This is a genomic window from Microbacterium shaanxiense (assembly GCF_054779995.1).
On sequence record NZ_BAAGXE010000003.1, the window covers coordinates 314338 to 335908 of the forward strand.

Genomic DNA, 21571 nt, shown 5'->3' on the forward strand with positions numbered 1-21571 from the left:
ATGACTGACGTCGCCGCGACCGAGATCGACCGATCCGGACTCGATTCCAAGGACCAGCGCCGCCGCGCCATCATCGGCAGCTCGGTGGGAACGATCATCGAGTGGTACGACTTCACCCTGTACGGCCTGGCGTCGGCCCTGGTGTTCGCACCGCTGTTCTTCCCCGGTGCCGGCAGCCTCGCGGGCACCCTCGGCGCGTTCGCGACGTTCGCGGTCGGCTTCGGGGCCCGTCCGATCGGCGGCCTGATCTTCGCGCACTTCGGTGACCGCATCGGCCGCAAGGCCACTCTGCTCACGACGCTGCTGATGATGGGCCTGGCAACGACCCTCATCGGGCTGCTGCCGACCGGTGAGACGATCGGCATCTGGGCGCCCATCATGCTGATCGTGCTGCGGCTGTTCCAGGGGGCGGGAGCCGGTGCGGAGTTCGCCGGCGCCATGACCATGGCCAGCGAATCGTCGCCCACGAAGAACCGCGCGTTCGTCGCCGGATTCCCCGGCTCGGCCGTGTACGTCGGCATGGCGCTTGCCACCTGCTGCTTCGCCCTCGTGAGCATGATGCCCAGCGAGCTGTTCCTGGCGTGGGGCTGGCGCATCCCCTTCGTCGCGAGCATCGCCATCGTCGCATTCGCGCTGTACTTCCGTCTGCGGGTCAAGGAGACGGCGGCCTTCGAGGCGGCCGAGCGCAAGGGCGAGGTGACCTCGGCGCCGCTCGTCCAAGCCGTCCGCACGCACTGGCGGATCCTGATCCCCGGCATGGCGCTGTTCGTCTTCGCGCTGCCGTGGGTCTACGTCGTGCAGACGTACTCGCTCAACTACACGACGGGCACGCTGTCGGTCGACCCGACGCACGCACTGATCGGTCTCGTCGTCGCAGAACTGCTCACGATCCCCGTCACGCTGCTGTGCGGCCGGCTCGCCGACCGCATCGGCCGCAAGCCGGTGCTGATGGCCGCCGCGATCTTCGGAGTGGTCTTCGCATTCCCGATGTTCTGGCTGTTCAACACCGAGAACTCGTGGCTCGTCGGACTGTCGCTGATCCTCGGCCTCGCCGTGATCCAGGGCGGGACGATCGGCGTCAGCGCCGCGATGCTGGCCGAGCTGTTCCCCACCCGGATGCGCTGGAGCGGGATCGCGATCTCGCGCGAGATCCCGGCCGCGCTGGTCGGCGGCACCGCGCCGCTCGTCGCGACGGCGCTGGTGGCCGCCACCGGCGGGTCACCGTGGCTCGTGGCCGTCTACCTCGTCGTGCTCAGCGTGATCGGCATCGTCGGGATCCGATTCCTTCCGGAGACCCTCCACCGCGGCGTCGAGGCCACGGCCCTTCACGACTGAGCGGAGCCCTCGAGCACCAGCCTCAGCTGCTCCAGCGCCCAGTCGATCTCCGTGCTGCGGATCACGAGCGGCGGAGCGATGCGGATGGTCTGGCCGTGCGTGTCCTTGACGAGCACACCCCGTTGCATGAGCTTCTCGCTGATCTCGCGGCCGGTGCCGTGCGCCGGATCGATGTCGGCCCCGGCCCACAGCCCAGCGACCCGCACCGCAGTGACCCCGTGGCCGACGAGCTTCAGCAGCCCCTCTTCGAGGTGCGCGCCGAGCGTGCGTGCGCGCTCCTGGAACTCGCCCGTCTCCAGCATCTCGACGACCCGCAACCCGACCGCGGCCGCGAGCGGGTTGCCACCGAAGGTCGAACCGTGCTCGCCGGAGCGGATCACGCCGAGCACGTCGCGATCGCCGACCACGGCCGACACCGGAAGGATGCCGCCGCCGAGCGCCTTGCCCAGCAGGTAGAGGTCGGGGACGACGCCTTCGCGATCGCACGCGAACGTCTCGCCCACGCGGCCGAGCCCGGCCTGGATCTCATCCGCGATGAAGAGCACGTTCTTCTCGGTGCAGATCTCACGGATGCGTGCGAGGTAGCCCTCAGGCGGGATGATCACGCCGGCCTCGCCCTGGATCGGCTCGACCAGTACGGCCGCGGTGTCATCCGTGATCGCGGCGGCGACGGCATCCGCATCGCCGAAGGGCACCGCGTCGAATCCCGGCGTGTACGGGCCGAAGTCGTCGCGTGCTGATTCGTCGTCGCTGAAGCTGACGATCGTCGTGGTGCGGCCGTGGAAGTTGCCTGCGGCGACGACGATGCGCGCCTTGCCGGGTGCGATGCCCTTGACGCGGTAGCCCCATGCGCGAGCGACCTTGATGCCGGTCTCGACGGCCTCAGCACCGGTGTTCATCGGCAGCACGATCTCCTTGCCGCACAGGCGGGCGAGCGCATCGGCGAAGGGTTCGAGCCGGTCGCTCATGAATGCGCGGCTCACGAGCGTCACCCGGTCGAGCTGCGCTTTGGCCGTGGCGACGAGCTCGGGATGCCGGTGGCCGAAGTTCACGGCCGAGTACGCCGCGAGCAGGTCGAGGTAGCGCTTGCCCTCCGTGTCGGTGACCCAGGCGCCCTCGGCGGACGCGACGGTGACAGGCAGCGGGCTGTAGTTCTGCGCGACGTGCGTCTCCGCCGGAGCCGTCGAGAGCGTCATGCGGTCTTCTCCTCGTCACCGGATGCACGCAGCTCGAGCGTGCAGCATTTGATGCCGCCGCCGCCGAGCAGCAACTCGGACAGATCGACGGTGATCGGGTTGTAGCCGCGTTCGCGCAGCTGCTTCTCGAAGCCGGTGGCGCGGGGCGAGATGATGACGTTGTACCCGTCGCTCGCCGAGTTCAGCCCGAACACGGCGCCGTCCGCATCGGCGACGAGGATGGCATCGGGGAAGCGCTCCTCGAGGATCGCACGGCTGGCGTCGTCGAAAGCGCCGGGGAGGTACGCGATGTTCGCGCGCTCGGGGCCGCCGTTCGCCGCACCCTCGACCGGGTCGAGCACCGAGATGGCGGTGTCGAGGTGGTAGAAGCGCGGGTCGATGAGGTTCAGCGAGACGACCTCGCGCCCGAAGACCTCACCCACCTCGCGGTGGCTGTCGCCGGTGGATCGGAAGCCGGTGCCGGCGAGGATCGTGTCGCCGACGAGCAGGAAGTCGCCCTCGCCCTCGTTGACCTCTTCCGGCTCGACGGTGTCGAAGCCGTTCGCGCGGAACCAGTCCGCGAACGCGGGCGCCTCACCGGCGCGCTCGACGAAGCGGAACTTCGGCACGTAAGCGCGCCCGTCGATCACGAAGCCTCCGTTGGCCGTGTAGACCATGTCGGGAAAGCCCTCGAGCGGATCGATCAGCTCGACCTCATGACCGAGCTCGAGATAGAGGTCGTGCAGCTTCTGCCACTGCGCCACGGCCTTCGCGGTGTCGGTGGGCTTGGCCGGTTCCATCCACGGGTTGATCTTGTAGCTGACCGTGAAATGCTCCGGACGGCACATCAGGTACCGGCGGTGCTGCGCGGTGCGGGCGGTCGTGGGGGCGGTGACGGTTTCTGGCGTCGACATCTTGCTCCTCGAAGAGATGCGGCGGACGCTGTCCAGGGGCCCGGCGGAAGTTCGACCCGTCGCTCATTGCAGAGACTAGCGGGGAAGATGCGACGCAGGCACGCCGGAGTTCATTCTGGCATCCGAATCTGTGGACGCGCCAGCCGCGCGCCGGTGTCGCACGATCGCGGCTCATCCTTCGACGCTGACGACGACCTTGCCGACCGCGTGACCGGCCTCGACGTGGGCGAGCGCAGCGGATGCCTGCGAGAAGGGGTACGTGCGCTCGATCACAGGGGTGACCCTGCCCGCGCGGGCGAGGTCGATGAGCGCAGCCGTCATCTCCGGCTTCGGCACGGCCATCAGCGGGCGCATGCGTCGACGGGAACCGATCGAGAGGACCGCGGCATGAAGCATCCGCGGCAGAGGGCCGAGCACGCTGCCTGCTCCCCCACCGACCATCACGAGCGTGCCGTGCGGCGCGAGCAGCTCGCGCAGTGCGCGCAGCGGCCGCTCGCCCACGATGTCGATGATCGCGTCGTATCCGCCTGCGGAGGGCGCCGGCGCAGACTCGGTGCGATCGTCGAAGGCACGCGTCGCGCCGAGTCGCTCCAGGAGGGCGCGGTTGCGTTCGCTGCACGTGGCATCGACCTCGGCGCCACGATCCACGGCGAGCTGCACGGCGAAGGTGCCCACCCCGCCAGAACCACCGAGCACAAGCACGCGATCGCCCGCACCGACCCTGGCGAGATCGAGCGCCTGCCGCGCGGTCCCGGCCGAGACCGACAGCGTCGCCGCGACACCGGGATCGACGTCATCAGGACGGGCCGTGAGCCGCGCGACGGGGGCGACCACGTATGCCGCGAGCCCTCCGCCGGCGTTCAGCTCCGCGACGACCTCCTCGCCGATGCGCTCCCGTGCGACGCCTTCGCCGACCTCGACGATCGTGCCGGCGACGTCTATGCCCCTGATCGGCTGCTTCGGACGCCGCAACCCGAAGGCGAGCCGCGCGAGCAGAGGATCCCCGAGCAGCAGGCGCACGTCACCGGCCGCGAGAGCGGTCGCCCGCACCCTCAGCAACACCTCGTCCCTGCCGGGACGCGGTACATCGACCCGCTGCTGCACGGTGCGCGCCGCCGGTCCGTAGTCGGCGCCGACCCAGGCGGTCATCGTCGTCGGGATCGCTGTCGTGGTCATCTCAACCCTCCGGATACTGGAAGAGGTCGTCGATGCCGACCTCGAATGCGCGGGCGATCTGGAAGGCGAGCTCGAGCGTGGGCGAGTATCTGCCCTGCTCGATGGCGATGAGCGTCTGCCGCGTGACGCCGATGCGGCCGGCGAGATCGGCCTGGGTGATCCCGGCCTCCTCCCGCATGGAGCGGATGCTGTTGGTGACGAGTGTGGGCTTGACCATCAGACGAGCCCCCGGCGGTAGGCGACGATCCGCGCGACGCTGCCGATGAAAGTGGAGATCGCGAATCCGAGGAACATGGTGTTCGCGATCCAGAACACGTCGGCCCCCACCGCGCAGAGCGCGATGATACCGAGACCTGCGATCACCAGGAACGCGTGCTCGACGCGACCGCCCATCTGGTCGATGTCACGGTCGCGGACGTCGGTGGTGGTCGCGCCCTTCGGGTCTCGGAGCCCGGCGAAGATTCCCCAGAGGATGCTGAGCACGATCGTGGCGGCGATGCTGATCCCGATCGCCCACAGCATGATCGGGAACCAGTCCACCGATGTGAGAGGGCCGCCGGCCGCCTGCTGGAGGATGACGACGATGTAGCCGGGAACGATGACGGCCGTAGCGATCAGCGTCGACCAGGTGTTGCGTTCCGTGTAGACCATGACACACCTCCAGTGTAAAAGATTCTTGACAACAGTCAATGTACCGCGCCGATGTCGGCAGTGTCAAGAATCCTTTACATTGTGGTCGGTCAGATGACGTCGGCGCTCCAGTCGTCCGGATTGCCGAAACGGTGCGCGGTGATGCTGATCGCCTGCTCGCGCAGGAACGGGAGCAGCTCCAGTCGTCCGGCGGAGGTGACCTCGTCGTCGTACACGGCGACGTCGGGATCGCCGGCGAGCGCCTCCGCGAGCGAGCGGCGCAGGGCGGCGACAGCGCTGCGGCCGCCCACGAGTCGCACGCGGGAGCCGGAGGCGCGGTCGGGTCGGTCGGCGGTGAGGACCTCGTCGGCCGACCCCTCCTCTCGTCGCAGCATCCGCTCGATCCACTCGGCATCGCTCTCCACAGCGATGAGGGCGCCCAGGTCGCCGAGCGCCGCGCGCACTGCCGCCGGGAGCCCGTCGGCGATCGACACGAAGAAACCGGCGCCGGAGCGGATGCCGGCGAGCACGACCCGCAGCACGTCCTGCAACGGCGCATCCGCCGTTGCCCGCACCACGACGGGCGTCGGCCGATAGCGGAAGAGGTTCCGTTCGATGCCGAGCTGCGACACATCGCGCACCTGGCCGAACTCGCGGTCCCAGGCGACCGCATCCGACAACGCCGACTGACGCAGCCATTCGAAGGCCTCGAACTCCAGCGACGACTGCGCGGACTCGATGAGCCCCGAGATGCGGCTGTCGAGGCCACGCAGATGCAGAGTGCTCGATGCCCTGCCCCGAGGCAGGGAACGCCACGACCCCAGGCCGATCAGGTAGTTGGGACCGCCCGCCTTCGCACCGGGCCCGATCGAGGATCGCTTCCAGCCGCCGAACGGCTGTCGCTGCACGATCGCACCGGTGATGCCACGGTTCACGTAGAGATTGCCCGCCTGCACGCGGTCGAGCCAGAGCGCGAGGTCATCCGGGTCCTGCGTGTGCAGTCCGGCGGTCAGCCCGTACGCGACGTCGTTCTGCAGATCGATCGCGGCGGACAGCGTGGGCGCATGCATGATGCCGAGCATCGGACCGAAGAACTCCTCACGGTGCGTGCGCGAGCCCGCCTCGACGCCGACACGGACGCCAGGCCGCCACAACCGCCCGGTGTCATCGCCGCCCACCAGCGACGGCTTGATCAGCCACTTCTCATCGCCCTCGAGCTCGGACAGAGCCCATGCAAGCTTGCCCCGCGGCTCCTCGATGACCGGACCCACCTCTGCGAGCGGGTCGATGGGCCATCCGATGTTGAGCGAGCGCACCGAATCCGCCAGCTGGCGGGCGAAGCGCTTGGAGCGGCCGACCGGGCCGACGAGGATCGCGAGCGATGCGGCGGAGCACTTCTGCCCCGCGTGGCTGAAGGCGCTCTTCACGAGATCGGCGACGGCGAGATCGAGGTCGGCTGACGGCGCGATGACGATGGCGTTCTTGCCGCTGGTCTCGGCGAGCAGCGGCAGATCAGGACGCCACGATCGGAACAGCGCCGCGGTGTCCCACGAACCGGTCAGGATGACGCGATCCACCGCTTCATTCGTGATGAGCTGCTCCCCCAGGTCTCCCTCCTCGATGTCGATCAGGGTGAGCACGTCTCTCGGGATGCCCGCCTGCCACAGCGCTTCGGCGACCACTGCCGCACATCGCCTGGCCTGCGGGGCGGGCTTGAAGAGCACACCGGATCCGGCGGCGAGCGCGGCGAGCACCCCGCCCGCGGGGATCGCGATGGGGAAGTTCCACGGCGGCGTGACGACCGTCACACGCGATGGCTCGAAGGCCGCACCGGCGATGGTGTCCAGCTCCCGCGCCTTCGCACCGTAGTAGCGGGCGAAGTCGACGGCCTCGCTGACCTCGACATCCGCCTCGGCTAACACCTTCCCGGTCTCGGATGCTGCGACCTCGATGAGCTCGCCGCGACGCGACTCCAGGGCGGCCGCAGCGCGCAGGAGTATCTCGGCCCGCTCCGAGGCGGGGCGCGCGCCCCACGCGGGGGCCGCGGCACGCACCCGAGCGATCCTCTGCTCGAGCAGTGCCGCGTCGTCGATCCTCGCGTCGAGCGCCGTCGAGTCGCCGGCGGTCGAGGCCTCGACGCGGGCGCGGATGGCGCTCGCCCACTCCCTGTTCGCCGGAAGGACCGGGTCGCTGTCGGCGGTGTTGGTGAAACCCGGAGCCCCCGCGGAATCGGATTCCGACTCGCGGCGCGAGTACACGGCGGTCTCGACATACGCCTCGCCCTCGGATCCGTCGGAGCCGTCCGATCCCCTCGCGATGTCGAGAACGGCCTTCGTGAGATCGCCCTCGTCGTTCTGAGCCGGAGTCGATGGACGCAGCGATTCGTGCACCGGTGCCTGCCGGTCCTGAATGCGGAACGGTACCTCCCGCATCGTGCGGTCCCCCGACCGCTCCAGTGCCCGCACGAACCGGAGCCGCTCACGTTCGAACAGTGACTCGTCCGTGTGCAGGTGGAAGGCCGCCGAGAGGAAGTTCTCGGATGCCGCGTTCTCCTCCAGCCGCCTGACCAGATAACTGATCGCCACATCGAACTCGTCCGGCTTCACCACTGGCACGTAGAGCAGCACGGGGCCGACGTCACGCGAGACGGCGTCGGCCTGGCCCTGCGCCATGCCGAGCAGCATCTCGAACTCGATGTCGTCCCTGACCCCTCGTTCACCGGCGAGCAGCCAGGCGTACGCGATGCCGAACAGATTATGGCCGGCGACGCCGATCCGCACGGCGGCCGTGTTCTCCGGACGCATGGCCTCATCGAGCAGCCTCAGGTGGTTCGCGTCGGTGTCGAGCTTCGTGTCGTAGGTGGCCAGCGGCCACCCGTGCATCACGGCATCCACCCGCTCCATCGCGAGGTTCGCACCCTTGACGAGCCGGATCTTGATCTTCGCCCCGCCGTGCTCGACGCGTGCCTTCGCCCACGCCGTGAGCTCGCGCAGCGCCTCACGGGCATCGGGCAGGTAGGACTGCAGGACGATGCCCGCCTCGAGTCGCAGAAGGCGGGAGTCCTCGAGGATGCGGGTGAACACCGCGATCGTGAGGTCGAGGTCGCGGTACTCCTCCATGTCGAGATTGATGAAGGTGCCGTTCGACGCCGCGGTCAGATACAGCGGCAGCAGACGGGCCGCGACCGCCTCGACGATCTCATCGAACGCCCACATCGACATGTGGCTGATGACGGACGAGACCTTGACGGAGACGTAGTCGACATCGTCGCGCCGGATCAGCTCGTGGATGCCGTCGAGCCGGCGCTTCGCCTCCGCCTCGCCCAGCACGGCCTCGCCCAGCAGGTTGAGGTTCAGTCGCGCACCGGATTCGCGGAGCTTCTCGATCGTGGCCGCCAGCTTCGCCGGACGCGCGTCGACGACCAGATGCCCGACCATCTCGCGCAGTACACGCCGGGCGATCGGAACGGTAGGTGTGGGGATCACGGGGGCGATACCGCCGCCTATGCGCACCGCGCCGCGCAGGTACCAGGGCAGGAAGTCGGGAACCATCGGGGCGATCCGCTGCAGCCGGGCAGCAGCGGCACTCAGCGATTCGGGCCGCATGACGCCGTCGACGAAGCCGAGGGTGAACGGGAGACCGTTCTTGTCCTGCAGCAGATCGGCGAGGCGTGAGGCGGCCGGATCGACCTCGGCATCCGCCGCTTCGGCGACCCAGCGACGCGCGAGTTCGACCGCCTGATCCGCGAGTTGATCGGCCCCGTGCAGCGACGACTCTGACATGTGATCAGCCTAGGACGGTGCACGCCGTCCCCAGCGGTGACACTGCGGAGCACGTGCATCTGAAGCGTGACGGCCGCGATGGGATGATCTCGGCTTCTCCCCCGCTCGCGGGCACAATATGCTGTTGCCGTGACGCCGTCCCAGGGGGAGAACGGAGCCGCGGCTGAGGGAGACATCGCTGCGGCTCTCGGTGCTACCCAGGCCGCGACGCAGCCGAAAGCATCCCCCGTCTCGGCCGGCCCGGAAATAGCCCGTGCACAGGACGGTTCGGCGCCACTCGGTACGCCCGTCGTCACCGCTGCGACGTCCAACCCGCTGACGGCGCCGCCGTCAGCACGCCGCACGCTCGCCCAGCGTGCGATCGACCGCGTTCCGGTGAAATGGCTCGGCACGGGCCTGACAGTGATCTTCCTCGCGACGACTGCGGCGTTCGGCGGCCTGGCGGAGGTGCCGAAGCCGAAGACCCCCTTGCTCGAGCTCGGCCAGACGTTCGTGGGGGCGGAGGTTGAGATGACTCCGGTGAGCCTCACCGTCGTCGACGAGCTCAGGGGCTCCGGTGTGTTCCCCGAGCCCGGCGAGCGTGTGCTCTCCCTCGTGATGGATGTACGCAATCTCAGCGAGTTCGCACGGTCATCGGCCGTGGACGATACGCTGGGCGGTCTTCGCATCGAGGGGCTGGAGGATGTGAAGCCCTCTATCGCGCGTCTGGACGATGACACCGGTTCTCCATGGCTGCAGCCGGGCATTCCGGTGCGGGTGGTGGCCTCGTGGCCCGTGCCCGCTCCGTCATACACCGACGGTGCACGAGCCCGCCTGCTGCTGTCGACGGCGACTCGCGGGGTCGGCCAGTTCGTCCTCTACGGCGTCACATGGGATGACGTACGCGTCGGCGGGCACATGGACCTCGCCGTCGAAGATCTCGGCACCGCTGAGGAGTCCGAATGAGCCGCGTCATGACCTGGATCGCCACGATCGTGCTGCTGATCGCAGCCGGCATCGTCTCGGCATCGGCACCCGCCGAAGACGCCGAGGCGGATCCGTTCTTCGTCACAGGAAAGATCGGCGAACCGGTCACCGGGCGCGACATCGTGGCCACAGTGACCGACGCGCGCACGACAACGCTCCTCACAGCCGCGGACGGCTGGCGGAGCGAGGCGAACTGGCTGGTGGTCGATCTCGAGGCCGCGAGTGTCACCGGGCCCTTGCTCGCCGACATCACCGGTGCGGTGTCGCTGCACGGAGCCGTCTTCGTGCTCGATGGACGAGAGTTCCGAGCGAGCGAGCGGATGGATTCGCTGTTCGGCCAGCGGCTCAACCCCGGTGTGCCGTACGCGGGTGCACTGGCGTTCGAGCTGAGCGAGCTCGCCGGCACGGGCGTGCTGCAGCTCTCGCTCACCTCTGACCGCCGAGTGGACTCGGTGCTGGAGGTGCCGATCGATCTCGATGAGCGCGAACCTGCGGATGAGCTCGCCATGCCCGAGACGGCGTGGGCGCGATGACGGGGTGGTGGCGCAGGAACGCCGTCGCGCTCGGAGCGATCGCGGTGCTCACGCCCGTGACATTCGGTGCGATCGCATGGGAGGGCTGGCAGGGTTACTTCCTCTATCAGAATTCGATTCCCGTGGACGTGGCAGAGGATGACAGCATCGACCTGGCCGACACGACGTGGGGGCCGATCCGCGCATCGGAGATCACCGACACCACGGGTTTCACTGTGCCGAGCGACGCCCGAGTGATCGCCGCGGCGATCCCTGTCGATCCGCACGGTGAACTGCCTGGATGCTTCGCCCCGACGCTCGTGCAGCAGAGCACCGGCATCCGCTGGCCCGAATCCCGCTTCCAGCTCGGCCTGCTCTCATCTTCAGAGGAGCCGACCAGTTGCGTGACCGGCGACGATGTCCCCTCCGGTCCCTACGAACTGATCGTGCCGTTCATCGTCCCGGATGATGCAGAGGGTCCGTTCTGGGTCGAGGTCGCGCCCGCCCCCGCAGTGCCGTCCGTCATCCGCTTCGCCATCGATCCCTGAGCGGCGCTTCCGCGGAGGCGACCGAGCGTGCGATCGTACGCACCGCTGACCACCGCGATGCGGATGGGCTCGAGCACGAGCGGAACGATCAGGAACAGCGCGTCTGAGAACACCCGCCAGAAGGTGCTGAGATCGTGGGGACCGATTACACGGCTGAGCAGCCACCGCAGCGTCGGGTCGAGCGCCAGCACGACGGTGTAGACGAGCACGTATGAGGCGATCAGCACCGGTCCCGCGCGCCACATCAGCACGATCGCGTCGACGATGGGACGAAAGCGCGAGGTGAATTCCTTCGCGAGCTCACCAAGCCATCGCGAGACAGTGGCCGGCAGGTTCTTCATCCGCTTCTGCGCCGTCTCGGTGAGTCGCTTCTGCAGCCCCGGTTGCTCGGCTTCGACCGCCTGACCGTAGATGACGCCGGCGATGGCCAGCCAGGCGAGCGGCTGCACGAGCAGTCCGGTGAGCGTGCCGATCGTCGCGGCCACGCCATCCCAGATCCACGCCACCGGCACCAGCTGCTCGCCGATCCAACTGCGTACATCCGTGACCCATTGGATCGCGACCCGCGAGTCGACCCACGCCGCGAGCGAATCGAAGCCGTCGCTGATCAGGAAGAGCGAGAAGAACACCCAGACGGCTTCGAAGTACACCGCCAGCAGCGCGGTCCACTTCGGCAGCTTCTGATTGAAACGCTTGAAAGCCCACCGTGCGGAGAAAGCCGCGACGATGGTGAAGATCGTCAGCACATTCAGACTGAGTGCGGTCGCAGCCTCGCCCTGCACGGGCTCTGTGCCCTCAGCCAACGCCGTCCACATAAGTCCGCTGCGCACGGCCAGCGCGCGAAGCGAGTAGGCCTGGACGTCGTCTCGAAGAAATCCCCACGCCGTATAGATCGCGAAGAACGGCAGAATACTCGTGAGCAGGGTGATCATGAACGTACGTCTGCGTTCTGCGGCGGCATCCGGCAGCGGAGCGATCATCTGCAGCTCGCGCAGGCCGTCACGCACGACGAGGAACATGGCGACGAAGGCGATCAGCCGTGCGAGGATCGCCAGCGGCAGGATGAGGAAACCCAACGCCGAGTTCACGCCGCCGACGTATCCAGCGACGACGATGCCGAAGTGGTGCAGCAGCGATCCGCCGAGATACCACGCCAGCAGCGACGGCCACCTGGCGAGCAGCACGCGTCCGATGGTGGCGAGAAGCGGGATCACCAGACCAAGTTAGCGTCGGTAGGGCGTGTGGCGCATCACCATTGGCTCGGAGCTTCGGCACGTGTCGAGGGAAGAGCGGATGCCGTCGCCCACTCGTGCACCCATGCCTCGACGTCTGGCAGGCCCTCCGGCCGCCCAACGGCCGCGAAGAGCTCCTGGTGCGACAGCGTGCCGCCGCTGCGCTTGAGCATCCGTGCACGGATGATCGCTCGCGCGTAGATCTCACCGTCGACCACGGCGCGGTGCTCGAGATAGATGGCCCTGTCATCATGACCGAGCAGGCGCGACTCGATGTCGAAGCGCTGCCACAGCTGCAACGACTTGCGGAATGTGACCGTCTCGGCCGAGACGACGGCGTACCAGCCGTTGCTCTTCATCGCGTCGGCCATACCCGTGCGCACGAGCAGATCCCAGCGGCCGAGGTCGAACAGCGACAGATACCGTCCGTTGTTCATGTGGCGCAGCACGTCTATGTCTGTGGGGAGGGTGCTCACTCTGATCCGCCCGACATCGCCGGGCGCGATCCGTCCGTCGCGCCGCAGTCGCCGGCGCGCACGCCACATCACGAGAAGAGTCCGCCAGATCACGTTCACGAGGATCGATAGTAGCCAGCGACGCATGATCGTCGAACTCCTTTGTGGGAATCGAACAGCGGCACCGCTCGATTTCATCTTCGCCCGAGGCGCGCGTAGAGTCACGGGCATGAGCGCCGAAGCCCAGCCTGAAGTCATCATCCGTCCGGTCCGCGATGTGGATGCGGAAGCTCTGGGACGCGTGCACGCGCAGTGCTGGCACGAGACCTACGACCACCTCGTCAGCAAGGCTGCGCTGGAGCGCGTGTCGCCACGCCGCATGGCGGAGCTGTGGACCCACTGGGCCGCACAGGGCGAAGACTTCAGCATGAGCGCCGCGCTGGTCGACGGCGAGATCGTCGGCTTCGTCGGCTCAGGGCCCGCCCGCGACAAGGACGCGCCGGCATTCCGCGAGCTGTACTTCATCTACCTGCTCGACAAGTGGCACTCCACCGGCCTCGGCCAGAAGCTCTTCGATGCCGCGGTCAAGAAGGACGAGCCGCTGTACCTCTGGGTGGCCGAGGACAACCCGCGCGCCCACCGCTTCTACGCACGCAACGGCTTCACGCTCGACGGCGCCACGCACACCGAGCCGTTCCTCGGCGAGACGCTGACCGAAGTCCGCTTCGTGCGCTGAGCTCGCCGCACAACTCCGGAGAAACGGCCGCCCCCGACACGTGGGGCGGCCGTTTCTCGCGGTTTGCGCAGATTCCTCCGGAGTCATGCGGAAACCATGGGGATCAGCGCGCTGATACGTTCCCGAACAGCTTCGCGATGGGGGCGAGCACGAGGGGCCTGGCGGCGACCCATGCTGCGGCGATGACGACGAGGGATGCGACGAAGAACCAGAACCCGGTCCAGTTGTCTGCGTAGGCGTTCGGATCCGTCGAGCCCTGCGCGGCGTACATGTGGTTGAGGTTGCGCAGCGCGCCGGTCGCGAACACGAGGAACACGTGGATCGCGATGAACACCACGAAGTACAGCATCACAGGGAAGTGCAGGGCGCGTGCCCACTCGACCGGGTACGCCTTGTTGAGCTTCGCGGCGTTCTTCGGCCAGATGCCGCTCATGCGCGCACCCGTGATGGCGGCGAGGGGCGCGGCGATGAAGATGGTCGTTCCGTAGGCGAGCTGCTGCAGCGAGTTGTAGTTGACCCACCCGTTCTCGGTCGGCCAGTCCAGCGACACGTACTGCAACGCAGCGGACAGGGCGTTCGGGAAGACCTCCCAACTGGTGGGGATCACGCGCATCCACTGGCCTGTCACGAACAACAGCACGACGAAGATGATGCCGTTGACGAGCCAGAGGATGTCGAGCGCCTGGTGGAACCACAGCGTCAGACTGATCTTGCTCTTCTTGTTGCCGCGCGCGGTCCAGAACGCGGTGGGACGCTTGTCGTTGCGGACGCTCAGGCCCGAACGAATGATGAGCACCATCAGGAACACGTTGAAGAAGTGCTGCCATCCGAGCCAGCCGGGGAAACCGACCGGAGCGCCCTCGGGCAGGTGGTACTCGCCGGGGTAGGTCTGCAGGAAGTCCTGCATGCCCGACAGGCTCAGCAGCCATCGCACGAAGAACACGGCCATCGCGGCGGCACCGAGAAGACCGATGCCGCCGACGATGACGGCCCCTGCCCATTGCGCCTTCGTGAACGGGCCGATGCGCGTGGGCTCCGGCTTCGGCGCCGGGCGGATGAAAGCGTTCTTGCCCGGGAACACCGTGCGCTGGAACGGCAACGGCGAGCTGACATCGACCGTCGCCAGCGCGGTCGACGGCGTCGCATCGCCGGTCCCTGCCGTCTGGTCGACCGCTGCCGCCTCGCCGACTCGAGCGCCTTCGGAAGGGGTCGGTGCCTGCGCGGCGATCTCGATCGCGTCGGTGGGCTCAGCGGTCGCTGCGACGACTGCGGTCGTGCCGGCGGGGGGCCACGGCTCGCCACCCGGCGTTCGCGGGAGTCCGCGGCGGAGGGCGTCGCCGGAGCCGGTCGCCCCGGTGGCCGGCACGGCAGCTGCGGTTGTGGCCGGAGCCTCATCAGCGGTCGGAACCGACTCGGTCGACGCTTCCGCTACAGAATCCGGCACGCGCGCCATCGATCGATGCAGCGCCTGCTCAGACGTATCGCGGAGAGGTGGTGCGGTCGCTGCGGCGGTCACGGCCGGCCAAGGCTCGCCACCGGGCGTGCGCGGCAAGCCACGGCGCAACGCCGTGTGTGAGCCAGAGGCGGATGCCGCCGCATCCGCATCCGCATCCGCATCCGCATCCGCATCCGCATCCGCATCCGCTACAGATTCTGGCATCCGCGCCATCGATCGATGTAGCGCTTGCTGAGAAGTGTCGCGGCTGGGTGAAGACGCGGCCTCGACGGGCGCAGCGATGTCGGTGACGGCCTCGACGTCACCTGCGGGAGGCCAGGGCTCGCCACCGGCCACCCGCGGCAGGCCGCGCCTGAGCATCCGCGTCGCCATGGTTACTTCTTCCGTGCTTCGAGGGCCTCGACCACCTGCGGCACGATCTTGAACAGGTCACCGACGATGCCGAAGTCGGCGACGTCGAAGATGGGGGCCTCGGGATCCTTGTTGATGGCGACGATGTTCTTCGCCGTCTGCATGCCTGCACGGTGCTGGATCGCACCGGAGATGCCGACCGCGACATACAGCTGCGGCGACACCGACACACCGGTCTGACCGACCTGATGCGCGTAGGGGATGTATCCGGCGTCGACCGCGGCACGCGAGGCGCCGATCGCCGCGCCGAGCGCGTCGGCGAGCTGCTCGACGAGCACGAACTGCTCCTTCGACCCCAGGCCACGGCCACCGGAGACGACCTTCGTCGCGCCACGAAGCTCGGGCCGGGACGACTCCGCCTCGACGACCTCGACCGCCCCCGCCTGCGCCGCGGCGGCACCGGATGCCGTCACCTCGAGCGCCTCGACGGTCGGGGATGCGGCGGCTTCGGCACGAGCATCGACAGCCCCCTGACGCACCGTGATGACCGGCGCGCCGAAGGTCGGCGCGGAGTCCACGAGGTAGGCACCGCCGTAAACGGAATGGTGTGCGACGATGCCCTCGTCGTCGCGTGAGACCCCGATCGCGTCCACGGACAGCGCGAGCTTCTCGCGCACCGCCAGACGACCGGCGACATCACGACCGGCGATCGAGTTCGACACGAGCACGGCATCCGGCTGCACCTGCCGGTACGCCGCCTGCAGGGCGTCGACCAATGGAACCGTGAGCGATCCGGCATCCGCATCCGCCGTCAGAACGACTGCTGCGCCCGCGGCTGCCGCGGTATCCACAGCGCTCTGGGATCCACCGGGCACCAGCGCGACCGGAGACCCGATCGTCGACGCCGCACCGATGAGCGCAGCCGTCGAACTGGCCGCGTCGCCCGCAGGGGTCACGTCGACGAGCACGAGGATCGCGTTGTCGGGGTAGCTCATCATCACACCAGCCTGTTCTGCACGAGGTACTCGACCAGCTTCGCGCCGGCGTCGCCCTCATCGGTGATCTTCACGCCCGCCGCGCGCGGGGGCTTCTCGGAGACCGTGGTCATGATCGTGCGCGGCGCAGCGCCAGGGTCGGCCGAGACGCCGAGGTCGTCGAGGGAGAGCACCTCGAGCGGCTTCTTCTTCGCCGCCATGATGCCCTTGAAGTTGGGGAATCGCGCATCCGGCAGCGCCTCGGTGATCGAGATCACCGCAGGGAACTTCACCGTCACCGACTGGTTGCCATCATCCGCAGCACGCGTACCAGTGACACCATCAGCCGTGATCTCCACCGCATTCAGCGCGGTCGCCTGCGTGAATCCGAGATGCTCGGCGAGCATGGCAGGGATCACGCCTCCCGAGCCGTCGGTCGAGAGGTTGCCCGTGATCACCAGATCGGGCTCGCCACGACGAACGGCCGCAGCCAGCGCCTCCGCCGTCAACCCGAGGTCGGCGCCGGCGAGCTGCTCGTCGACGACATGCACAGCGGATGCCGCGCCGATCGCGAGCGCGCGACGGATCGACGCGGTCGAGGACTCCGGAGCCATCGCGAGGGCGACCACCTCGGTGCCGTCGTTCTTGTCGGCGTACGACAGCGCGACTTCCAGCGCACGCTCGGTGATCTCATCCAGGACCACATCCCCGGCCGCACGATCGGCCAAGCCGGTCTCGAGATTCAGCTTGCGATCGCCATAGGTGTCCGGCACCTCTTTGACCAAGACGAAGATCTTCATCGAACGCTCCTCACGACAAGACCGATTCTAGTCAGCGTGGCCGATGGAATCGAGTTTCAATGTTTATGATACCCAGATTCACGCCGGAGATCACGGCTGATCGCCGGTTCTGCCGATACGGTGGAACCGTGGCCCTCCCCCGTCCCCTTCCCACCGATCCGCTCGCCGAGGCGAAGCGGCAGTGGCTGGCGCACGGGTGGACGGATGCCGCCGACGGCATGACCGTGGTCACCTCGGTGATGCGGGCGCAGCAGCTGCTGCTCTCGCGCGTCGATGCCGCGTTGAAGCCGTTCGGCCTCTCGTTCGCACGCTTCGAAGTCCTGCGACTGCTCGCCTTCAGCCGCGCGGGCAGACTGCCTCTCTCCAGCGTCGTCGCCCGCCTTCAGGTGCATGCCACGACGGTGACGAGCACGGCGGAGCGGCTCGTGCGCGACGGCCTGGTCCAGCGCGAACCGCACCCGTATGACGGACGCGCGGCGATGCTGGCCCTCACCGACGACGGTCGTGCACTCGTCGAACGCGCCACCACTGCGCTCAACGACGAGGTGTTCAGCCGCCCGGGGATGAGCTCGGCCGATGCCGCGGATCTCGTCGCGATCGTCGCACGCCTGCGCAAGAACGCGGGCGACTTCACCGAGCCGCGTCCGCAGCCGGATCCGCTGTGACGACGCACGCCTGATGGCGCGGTTCACGCTCGAGCGCGTCATCCGCGCGACGCCGGGCGAGGTCTTCGCCGCCGCGATCGATCCCGCGCTGCACGTGGAGTCCATGGCCCGGTACGGCGAGACCATGGTCAGCGGTCCAGAGGGCGGGACGTTCACCGAAGGCTCCGAAGTGACCTGGCGTGCGCGCCACTTCGGAGTGCCGTTCCACCTCACCTCGATCGTGTTCGACATCGCACCGCCGCACCGGTTCCGCGATCGGCAGACCAAGGGGCCCTTCGCCGAGTTCCACCACGAGCACGTCTTCGAGGAGCACCCCGATGGCACGCTCATGCGCGACACGATCGACTTCCGTTCACCGTTCGGCCCGATCGGCGCGCTCGTCGACCGACTTTTCATGCGCGAGTACATGCGCCGCCTCATCGACGAGCGCAACCAGATGCTGGCGCACACTCTCGAAAGAGGACGTCCTCAGTTGTAGCCTGTCGCCATGACCGAGTTGCATCTGAAGACCGTGCTCGAAGGTCACGGACCCGCCGCAGCCATCGTGCTCACCGACGAACAGGTCGCATCCCTGGGCGCGGGTAAGGCGTTCCCCGTCGTGGTCGACTTCGGCGATCGCAGCATCCGCCTTCGCCTGTCCCGAATGGGTGGGCAGAACTTCATCGGATTCAGCAAGGCGGCGCGCGCCGAGGCCGGCGTCGAGATCGACGAGGAGATCGAGGTGACAATCAGCCCTGATACCGAGGAACGCGTCATCGAGATCCCCCCGGCTCTCGCCCTGGCACTGGATGCCGACCCCGCCATCAGGGCGGCATTCGAGAACCTGCCGCCATCCAAGCGCAAGGAGATGGCGCGTCAGATCGAGGAGGCGAAGGCCGAGGAGACCCGCAGCCGCCGCCTGCAGAAGATCATCGACGCGCTCGGTGAGTGACTCCACCTGCGAACCGCCTCTGCGGCACGAGACCGACCGTGGCCATGTCGGTCTCACGCCGCTGACTCGGTCTCAGCGGTTCTGGAAGTTCGGCGCCCGCTTCTCCCGGAAGGCCGACATGCCCTCCTTCTGATCCGCGGTGTCGAACAGCGCGGCGAACGCCTGCTTCTCGTGCGCGAGGCCGTCGGCGAGCGTCGTCTCCATCGCGGCATCCAGCGCGGCTTTCGCCGCGTACAGCGAAGGCAGCCCCTTCGACGCGATCGTCTCTGCGAGCGTCGTCGCCTCGGCGAGCAGATCGGATGCCGGCACCACCCGTGACACGAGACCCGCACGCTCTGCTTCCTCTGCACCCATCATGCGTCCGGAGAGGATGAGCTCGGCGGCCTTGTAGTAGCCCACCGCGCGGATCAGCCGCTGCGTTCCGCCCATGCCGGGCATCACCCCGAGGTTGATCTCCGGCTGACCGAACTTCGCATTGTCGGAGGCGAGGATGATGTCGCACATCATCGCGAGCTCGCATCCGCCGCCGAGGGCGAAACCGCTCACGGCGGCGATCACTGGAGTGCGGACGGCCGCGAAGTCGCTCCACTCGCCGAAGTGATCGGTCGCGCGCATGTCGGCGGCCGACATCGACTCCATCTCCTTGATGTCGGCGCCGGCAGCGAACGCCTTCTCCGAGCCGGTGACGACGATCGCACCGACGCCCTCATCCCCGTCGAACGCCACGGCGGCGGCAGTGACCTCCTGCGACAGTCGAGAGTTCAATGCGTTCAGCGCCTGCGGACGGTTCAGGGTGATCCACCCCACGCGCCCGCGCTGCTCGACCAGGATCGTCTCGTACTCGGTCATCGATGGCTCCTCAGTGGTGGGACGACGTCACTGACGATCATCACACCTGCCCGTCGCGGATGTCGGTGATGATGCCGGAGAAGTCCCGTCCTCCCCCGGAGCCCGCGGCGAACGCGGCATAGATCTCCTGTGCAAGGCGCCCCATCCGCGCATCCGTCGAGGTCTGTTCGATCGCCTGCAGGGCGAGCCCGAGATCCTTCGCCATGAGAGCACCGGCGAACCCCGGCTGGTAGTCCCGGTTCGCCGGGCTCGTCGGAACCGGCCCCGGCACGGGGCAGTTGGTCGTGAGCGCCCAGCACTGCCCCGAGGCGTTCGCCGCCACGTCGTACAGGGCATCGTGCGAGAGCCCGAGCCGCTCCCCCAGCACGAACGCCTCTCCCACGACGATCTGCGAGACGGCGAGGATCATGTTGTTGCAGACCTTGGCCGCCTGCCCGAGCCCCGGCCCGCCGCAGTGCACGATGCGCTTGCCCATCGCCTCGAGCAGCGGACGGGCCGCGGCGAAGTCGTCATCGGATGCTCCGACCATGAACGCGAGCGTCGCGTTCTCGGCTCCGACCACTCCACCGGATACCGGCGCATCGACGTTGCGGTGGCCGGCGGCGATCGCCAGCGCGTGGGCGGCCTGCGCCTCGTCCACCGCGATCGTGGACGACTCGATGAACAGCGTTCCCGGTCGCGCCGCGGCCAGCAGCCCGCCCTCGTACGCCTCGATCACATGCTTGCCGGCCGGGAACATCGTGATGACGACGTCCGCATCGGTCGCGGCATCCGGCCCCGACTCGGCGAGCGGCACACCGGCCGCCACCGCGGCCTCTCGCGCGGCCGGCATCACGTCGAATCCGGCGATTTCATTGCCCGCGGCCTGCAGGTTGCGGGCCATCGGCAGCCCCATGTGACCGAGGCCGAGGAATGCGATCTTCATGACGCCGCCTTGAGCGCGTCACGTCCGACGATCATGCGCATGATCTCGTTCGTCCCTTCCAGGATCTGATGCACGCGCAGGTCCCGCACGACCTTCTCGATCCCGTAGTCCTGAAGGTACCCGTAGCCGCCGTGCAGCTGAAGGGCATCATTGGCGACGCGGAATCCGGCATCCGTCGCGAAGCGCTTGGCCATCGCGCATCGCACCGTCGCGTCGTCAGCGTGCTCATCGACGGCGCGCGCGCCATCCTGCACCATGAGCCTCGCCGCGTGCAGCTCGGTCTCCATGTCTGCGATCGCGAACACGATGCTCTGCTTCTCGGCGAGCGCCTCGCCGAACGTGAACCTCTCGTGCACGTAGCGCCGCGCCTGGTCCAGAGCCCAGCGCGCACCGCCCAGCGAGCATGCCGCGATGTTGAGACGGCCGCCGTTGAGCGCGGACATCGCGATCGCGAAGCCCTGCCCCTCCGCGCCGAGCAGAGCGGATGCCGGCACCCGCACCTCATCGAGGATCACCTGCCGCGTCGGCTGGGCGTGCCAGCCCATCTTCTTCTCCGGCGCGCCGAAGGACAGGCCCTCCGCGTCACCGGGGACCAGGAACGCGGAGATGCCGCGGGCACCCGCCTCTCCGGTGCGCGCCATAACGACGTAGACGGCTGCCTCTCCGGCGCCGGAGATGAACTGCTTGACGCCGGTCAGCACGTACTCCTCGCCGTCGCGGATCGCGCTCGTCGCGATGGCGGCGGCATCCGAGCCGGCACCGGGCTCGGTCAGGCAGTAGGCGCCGAATCCCGTCATGGCGGTGAGTTCCGGCAGCCACTGCGCACGCTGCGCATCAGACCCGTAGGTGTCGAGCATCCACACCACCATGTTGTGGATGGAGATGTATGCCGCCACCGCCGGGTCGCCCTTCGCGAGCTCTTCGAAGATCGCGACGGTGTCCACCCGCGCGAGACCGGTTCCGCCGAACTCCTCGTCGGCGTAGATGCCGCCGAGACCGAGTTCGCCGGCATGCTGCAGCGCCTCGCGCGGGAACACGTGGTTCTCGTCCCACTCGGCGGCGTACGGCGCCAGCTCGGTCTCTGCGAACTCGCGAACCGCGTGCAGGATGGCCGCGCGCTCTTCGGTGGTTGTCGTGATCATCGTCATCGGGGATCCTC

22 protein-coding genes are annotated in these 21571 nt (G+C 68.1%); 8 read left to right on the forward strand and 14 right to left on the reverse strand.

What is annotated here, in order from left to right:
- Window positions 1-1335, forward strand: coding sequence for an MFS transporter (locus ACYVG2_RS11080; protein WP_460781019.1), 1335 nt, complete (start codon window positions 1-3; stop codon window positions 1333-1335).
- On the opposite strand, the gene rocD is transcribed toward ACYVG2_RS11080, so the two are convergent.
- The 6 genes from rocD to ACYVG2_RS11110 form a co-directional block, all read right to left on the reverse strand.
- Window positions 1326-2531 carry an ornithine--oxo-acid transaminase gene (gene rocD, locus ACYVG2_RS11085; protein WP_460781020.1) on the reverse strand — a complete coding sequence of 402 codons (1206 nt, stop codon included), beginning with the start codon at window positions 2529-2531 and terminating at the stop codon, window positions 1326-1328. The genes ACYVG2_RS11080 and rocD overlap by 10 nt on opposite strands.
- Window positions 2528-3424, reverse strand: a complete 897-nt coding sequence (ddaH, locus tag ACYVG2_RS11090) for a dimethylargininase (protein WP_460781021.1) — start codon at window positions 3422-3424, stop codon at window positions 2528-2530. The genes rocD and ddaH overlap by 4 nt, the downstream gene beginning before the upstream one ends.
- Window positions 3425-3595: 171 nt before the next feature.
- On the reverse strand, window positions 3596-4600 hold the full coding sequence (locus ACYVG2_RS11095) for an NAD(P)-dependent alcohol dehydrogenase (RefSeq protein WP_460781022.1): 1005 nt from the start codon (window positions 4598-4600) through the stop codon (window positions 3596-3598).
- Window position 4601: 1 nt separating this feature from the next.
- On the reverse strand, window positions 4602-4817 hold the full coding sequence (locus tag ACYVG2_RS11100) for a helix-turn-helix transcriptional regulator (protein ID WP_448964449.1): 216 nt from the start codon (window positions 4815-4817) through the stop codon (window positions 4602-4604).
- A complete protein-coding gene (locus ACYVG2_RS11105; RefSeq protein WP_460781023.1) occupies window positions 4817-5251 on the reverse strand; it encodes a hypothetical protein in 435 nt (144 codons plus the stop codon). The genes ACYVG2_RS11100 and ACYVG2_RS11105 overlap by 1 nt, the downstream gene beginning before the upstream one ends.
- Before the next feature lie 89 nt (window positions 5252-5340).
- Window positions 5341-9012, reverse strand: a complete 3672-nt coding sequence (locus tag ACYVG2_RS11110) for a proline dehydrogenase family protein (RefSeq protein WP_460781024.1) — start codon at window positions 9010-9012, stop codon at window positions 5341-5343.
- 129 nt (window positions 9013-9141) lie between these two features.
- Here ACYVG2_RS11110 and ACYVG2_RS11115 point away from each other — a divergent pair, with 129 nt between their 5' ends.
- The 3 genes from ACYVG2_RS11115 to ACYVG2_RS11125 are packed head-to-tail and all read left to right on the forward strand — an operon-like array spanning window position 9142 to window position 11038.
- Window positions 9142-9957 (forward strand): hypothetical protein, encoded by an 816-nt coding sequence (locus tag ACYVG2_RS11115; protein ID WP_460781025.1) that lies wholly within the window; start codon window positions 9142-9144, stop codon window positions 9955-9957.
- Window positions 9954-10511 carry a hypothetical protein gene (locus ACYVG2_RS11120; protein ID WP_460781026.1) on the forward strand — a complete coding sequence of 186 codons (558 nt, stop codon included), beginning with the start codon at window positions 9954-9956 and terminating at the stop codon, window positions 10509-10511. The genes ACYVG2_RS11115 and ACYVG2_RS11120 overlap by 4 nt, the downstream gene beginning before the upstream one ends.
- A complete protein-coding gene (locus ACYVG2_RS11125) occupies window positions 10499-11038 on the forward strand; it encodes a hypothetical protein (RefSeq protein WP_460781027.1) in 540 nt (179 codons plus the stop codon). The genes ACYVG2_RS11120 and ACYVG2_RS11125 overlap by 13 nt, the downstream gene beginning before the upstream one ends.
- Here the strand turns inward: ACYVG2_RS11125 and ACYVG2_RS11130 are convergent.
- Both ACYVG2_RS11130 and ACYVG2_RS11135 read right to left on the reverse strand, forming a co-directional pair.
- Entirely contained in the window at window positions 10924-12252 is a 1329-nt protein-coding gene (locus tag ACYVG2_RS11130; RefSeq protein WP_460781028.1) for a hypothetical protein, read from the reverse strand. The genes ACYVG2_RS11125 and ACYVG2_RS11130 overlap by 115 nt on opposite strands.
- Window positions 12253-12287: 35 nt before the next feature.
- Window positions 12288-12845: a thioesterase family protein gene (locus tag ACYVG2_RS11135; protein ID WP_460781457.1), complete on the reverse strand. Its 558-nt coding sequence runs from the start codon at window positions 12843-12845 to the stop codon at window positions 12288-12290.
- A 109-nt stretch (window positions 12846-12954) separates the two neighbouring features.
- Between ACYVG2_RS11135 and ACYVG2_RS11140 the strand changes: the two genes are divergently transcribed.
- On the forward strand, window positions 12955-13461 hold the full coding sequence (locus ACYVG2_RS11140; protein WP_460781029.1) for a GNAT family N-acetyltransferase: 507 nt from the start codon (window positions 12955-12957) through the stop codon (window positions 13459-13461).
- A gap of 103 nt (window positions 13462-13564) precedes the next feature.
- Here the strand turns inward: ACYVG2_RS11140 and ACYVG2_RS11145 are convergent, their stop codons facing one another.
- From ACYVG2_RS11145 to ACYVG2_RS11155, 3 genes are read right to left on the reverse strand one after another with little or no spacing between them, the layout of a single operon-like run.
- On the reverse strand, window positions 13565-15289 hold the full coding sequence (locus ACYVG2_RS11145) for a cytochrome b/b6 domain-containing protein (RefSeq protein WP_460781030.1): 1725 nt from the start codon (window positions 15287-15289) through the stop codon (window positions 13565-13567).
- A 2-nt stretch (window positions 15290-15291) separates the two neighbouring features.
- The gene (locus ACYVG2_RS11150) at window positions 15292-16266 is read right to left on the reverse strand and encodes an electron transfer flavoprotein subunit alpha/FixB family protein (protein ID WP_460781031.1); all 975 of its coding nucleotides are present in this window, start codon (window positions 16264-16266) and stop codon (window positions 15292-15294) included.
- Window positions 16266-17042, reverse strand: a complete 777-nt coding sequence (locus ACYVG2_RS11155; RefSeq protein WP_460781032.1) for an electron transfer flavoprotein subunit beta/FixA family protein — start codon at window positions 17040-17042, stop codon at window positions 16266-16268. The genes ACYVG2_RS11150 and ACYVG2_RS11155 overlap by 1 nt, the downstream gene beginning before the upstream one ends.
- A 128-nt stretch (window positions 17043-17170) precedes the next feature.
- On the opposite strand from ACYVG2_RS11155, the gene ACYVG2_RS11160 reads away from it, so the two are divergent.
- The 3 genes from ACYVG2_RS11160 to ACYVG2_RS11170 are packed head-to-tail and all read left to right on the forward strand — an operon-like array spanning window position 17171 to window position 18638.
- Window positions 17171-17707 (forward strand): MarR family winged helix-turn-helix transcriptional regulator, encoded by a 537-nt coding sequence (locus ACYVG2_RS11160; protein ID WP_460781033.1) that lies wholly within the window; start codon window positions 17171-17173, stop codon window positions 17705-17707.
- Window positions 17708-17720: 13 nt separating this feature from the next.
- The gene (locus ACYVG2_RS11165) at window positions 17721-18185 is read left to right on the forward strand and encodes an SRPBCC family protein (protein WP_460781034.1); all 465 of its coding nucleotides are present in this window, start codon (window positions 17721-17723) and stop codon (window positions 18183-18185) included.
- A 9-nt stretch (window positions 18186-18194) separates the two neighbouring features.
- Window positions 18195-18638 (forward strand): YdeI/OmpD-associated family protein, encoded by a 444-nt coding sequence (locus ACYVG2_RS11170; RefSeq protein ID WP_460781035.1) that lies wholly within the window; start codon window positions 18195-18197, stop codon window positions 18636-18638.
- A 72-nt stretch (window positions 18639-18710) separates the two neighbouring features.
- Here the strand turns inward: ACYVG2_RS11170 and ACYVG2_RS11175 are convergent, their stop codons facing one another.
- Genes ACYVG2_RS11175 through ACYVG2_RS11185 form a run of 3 tightly spaced genes read right to left on the reverse strand, consistent with a single transcriptional unit; the run spans window position 18711 to window position 21554 of the window.
- Window positions 18711-19487, reverse strand: coding sequence for an enoyl-CoA hydratase-related protein (locus ACYVG2_RS11175; RefSeq protein ID WP_460781036.1), 777 nt, complete (start codon window positions 19485-19487; stop codon window positions 18711-18713).
- Window positions 19488-19527: 40 nt separating this feature from the next.
- Complete coding sequence (gene mmsB, locus ACYVG2_RS11180) at window positions 19528-20412, reverse strand: 3-hydroxyisobutyrate dehydrogenase (protein ID WP_460781037.1); 885 nt, start codon at window positions 20410-20412, stop codon at window positions 19528-19530.
- Window positions 20409-21554 carry an acyl-CoA dehydrogenase family protein gene (locus ACYVG2_RS11185; protein WP_460781458.1) on the reverse strand — a complete coding sequence of 382 codons (1146 nt, stop codon included), beginning with the start codon at window positions 21552-21554 and terminating at the stop codon, window positions 20409-20411. The genes mmsB and ACYVG2_RS11185 overlap by 4 nt, the downstream gene beginning before the upstream one ends.
- Between the last annotated feature and the right edge of the window lie 17 nt (window positions 21555-21571).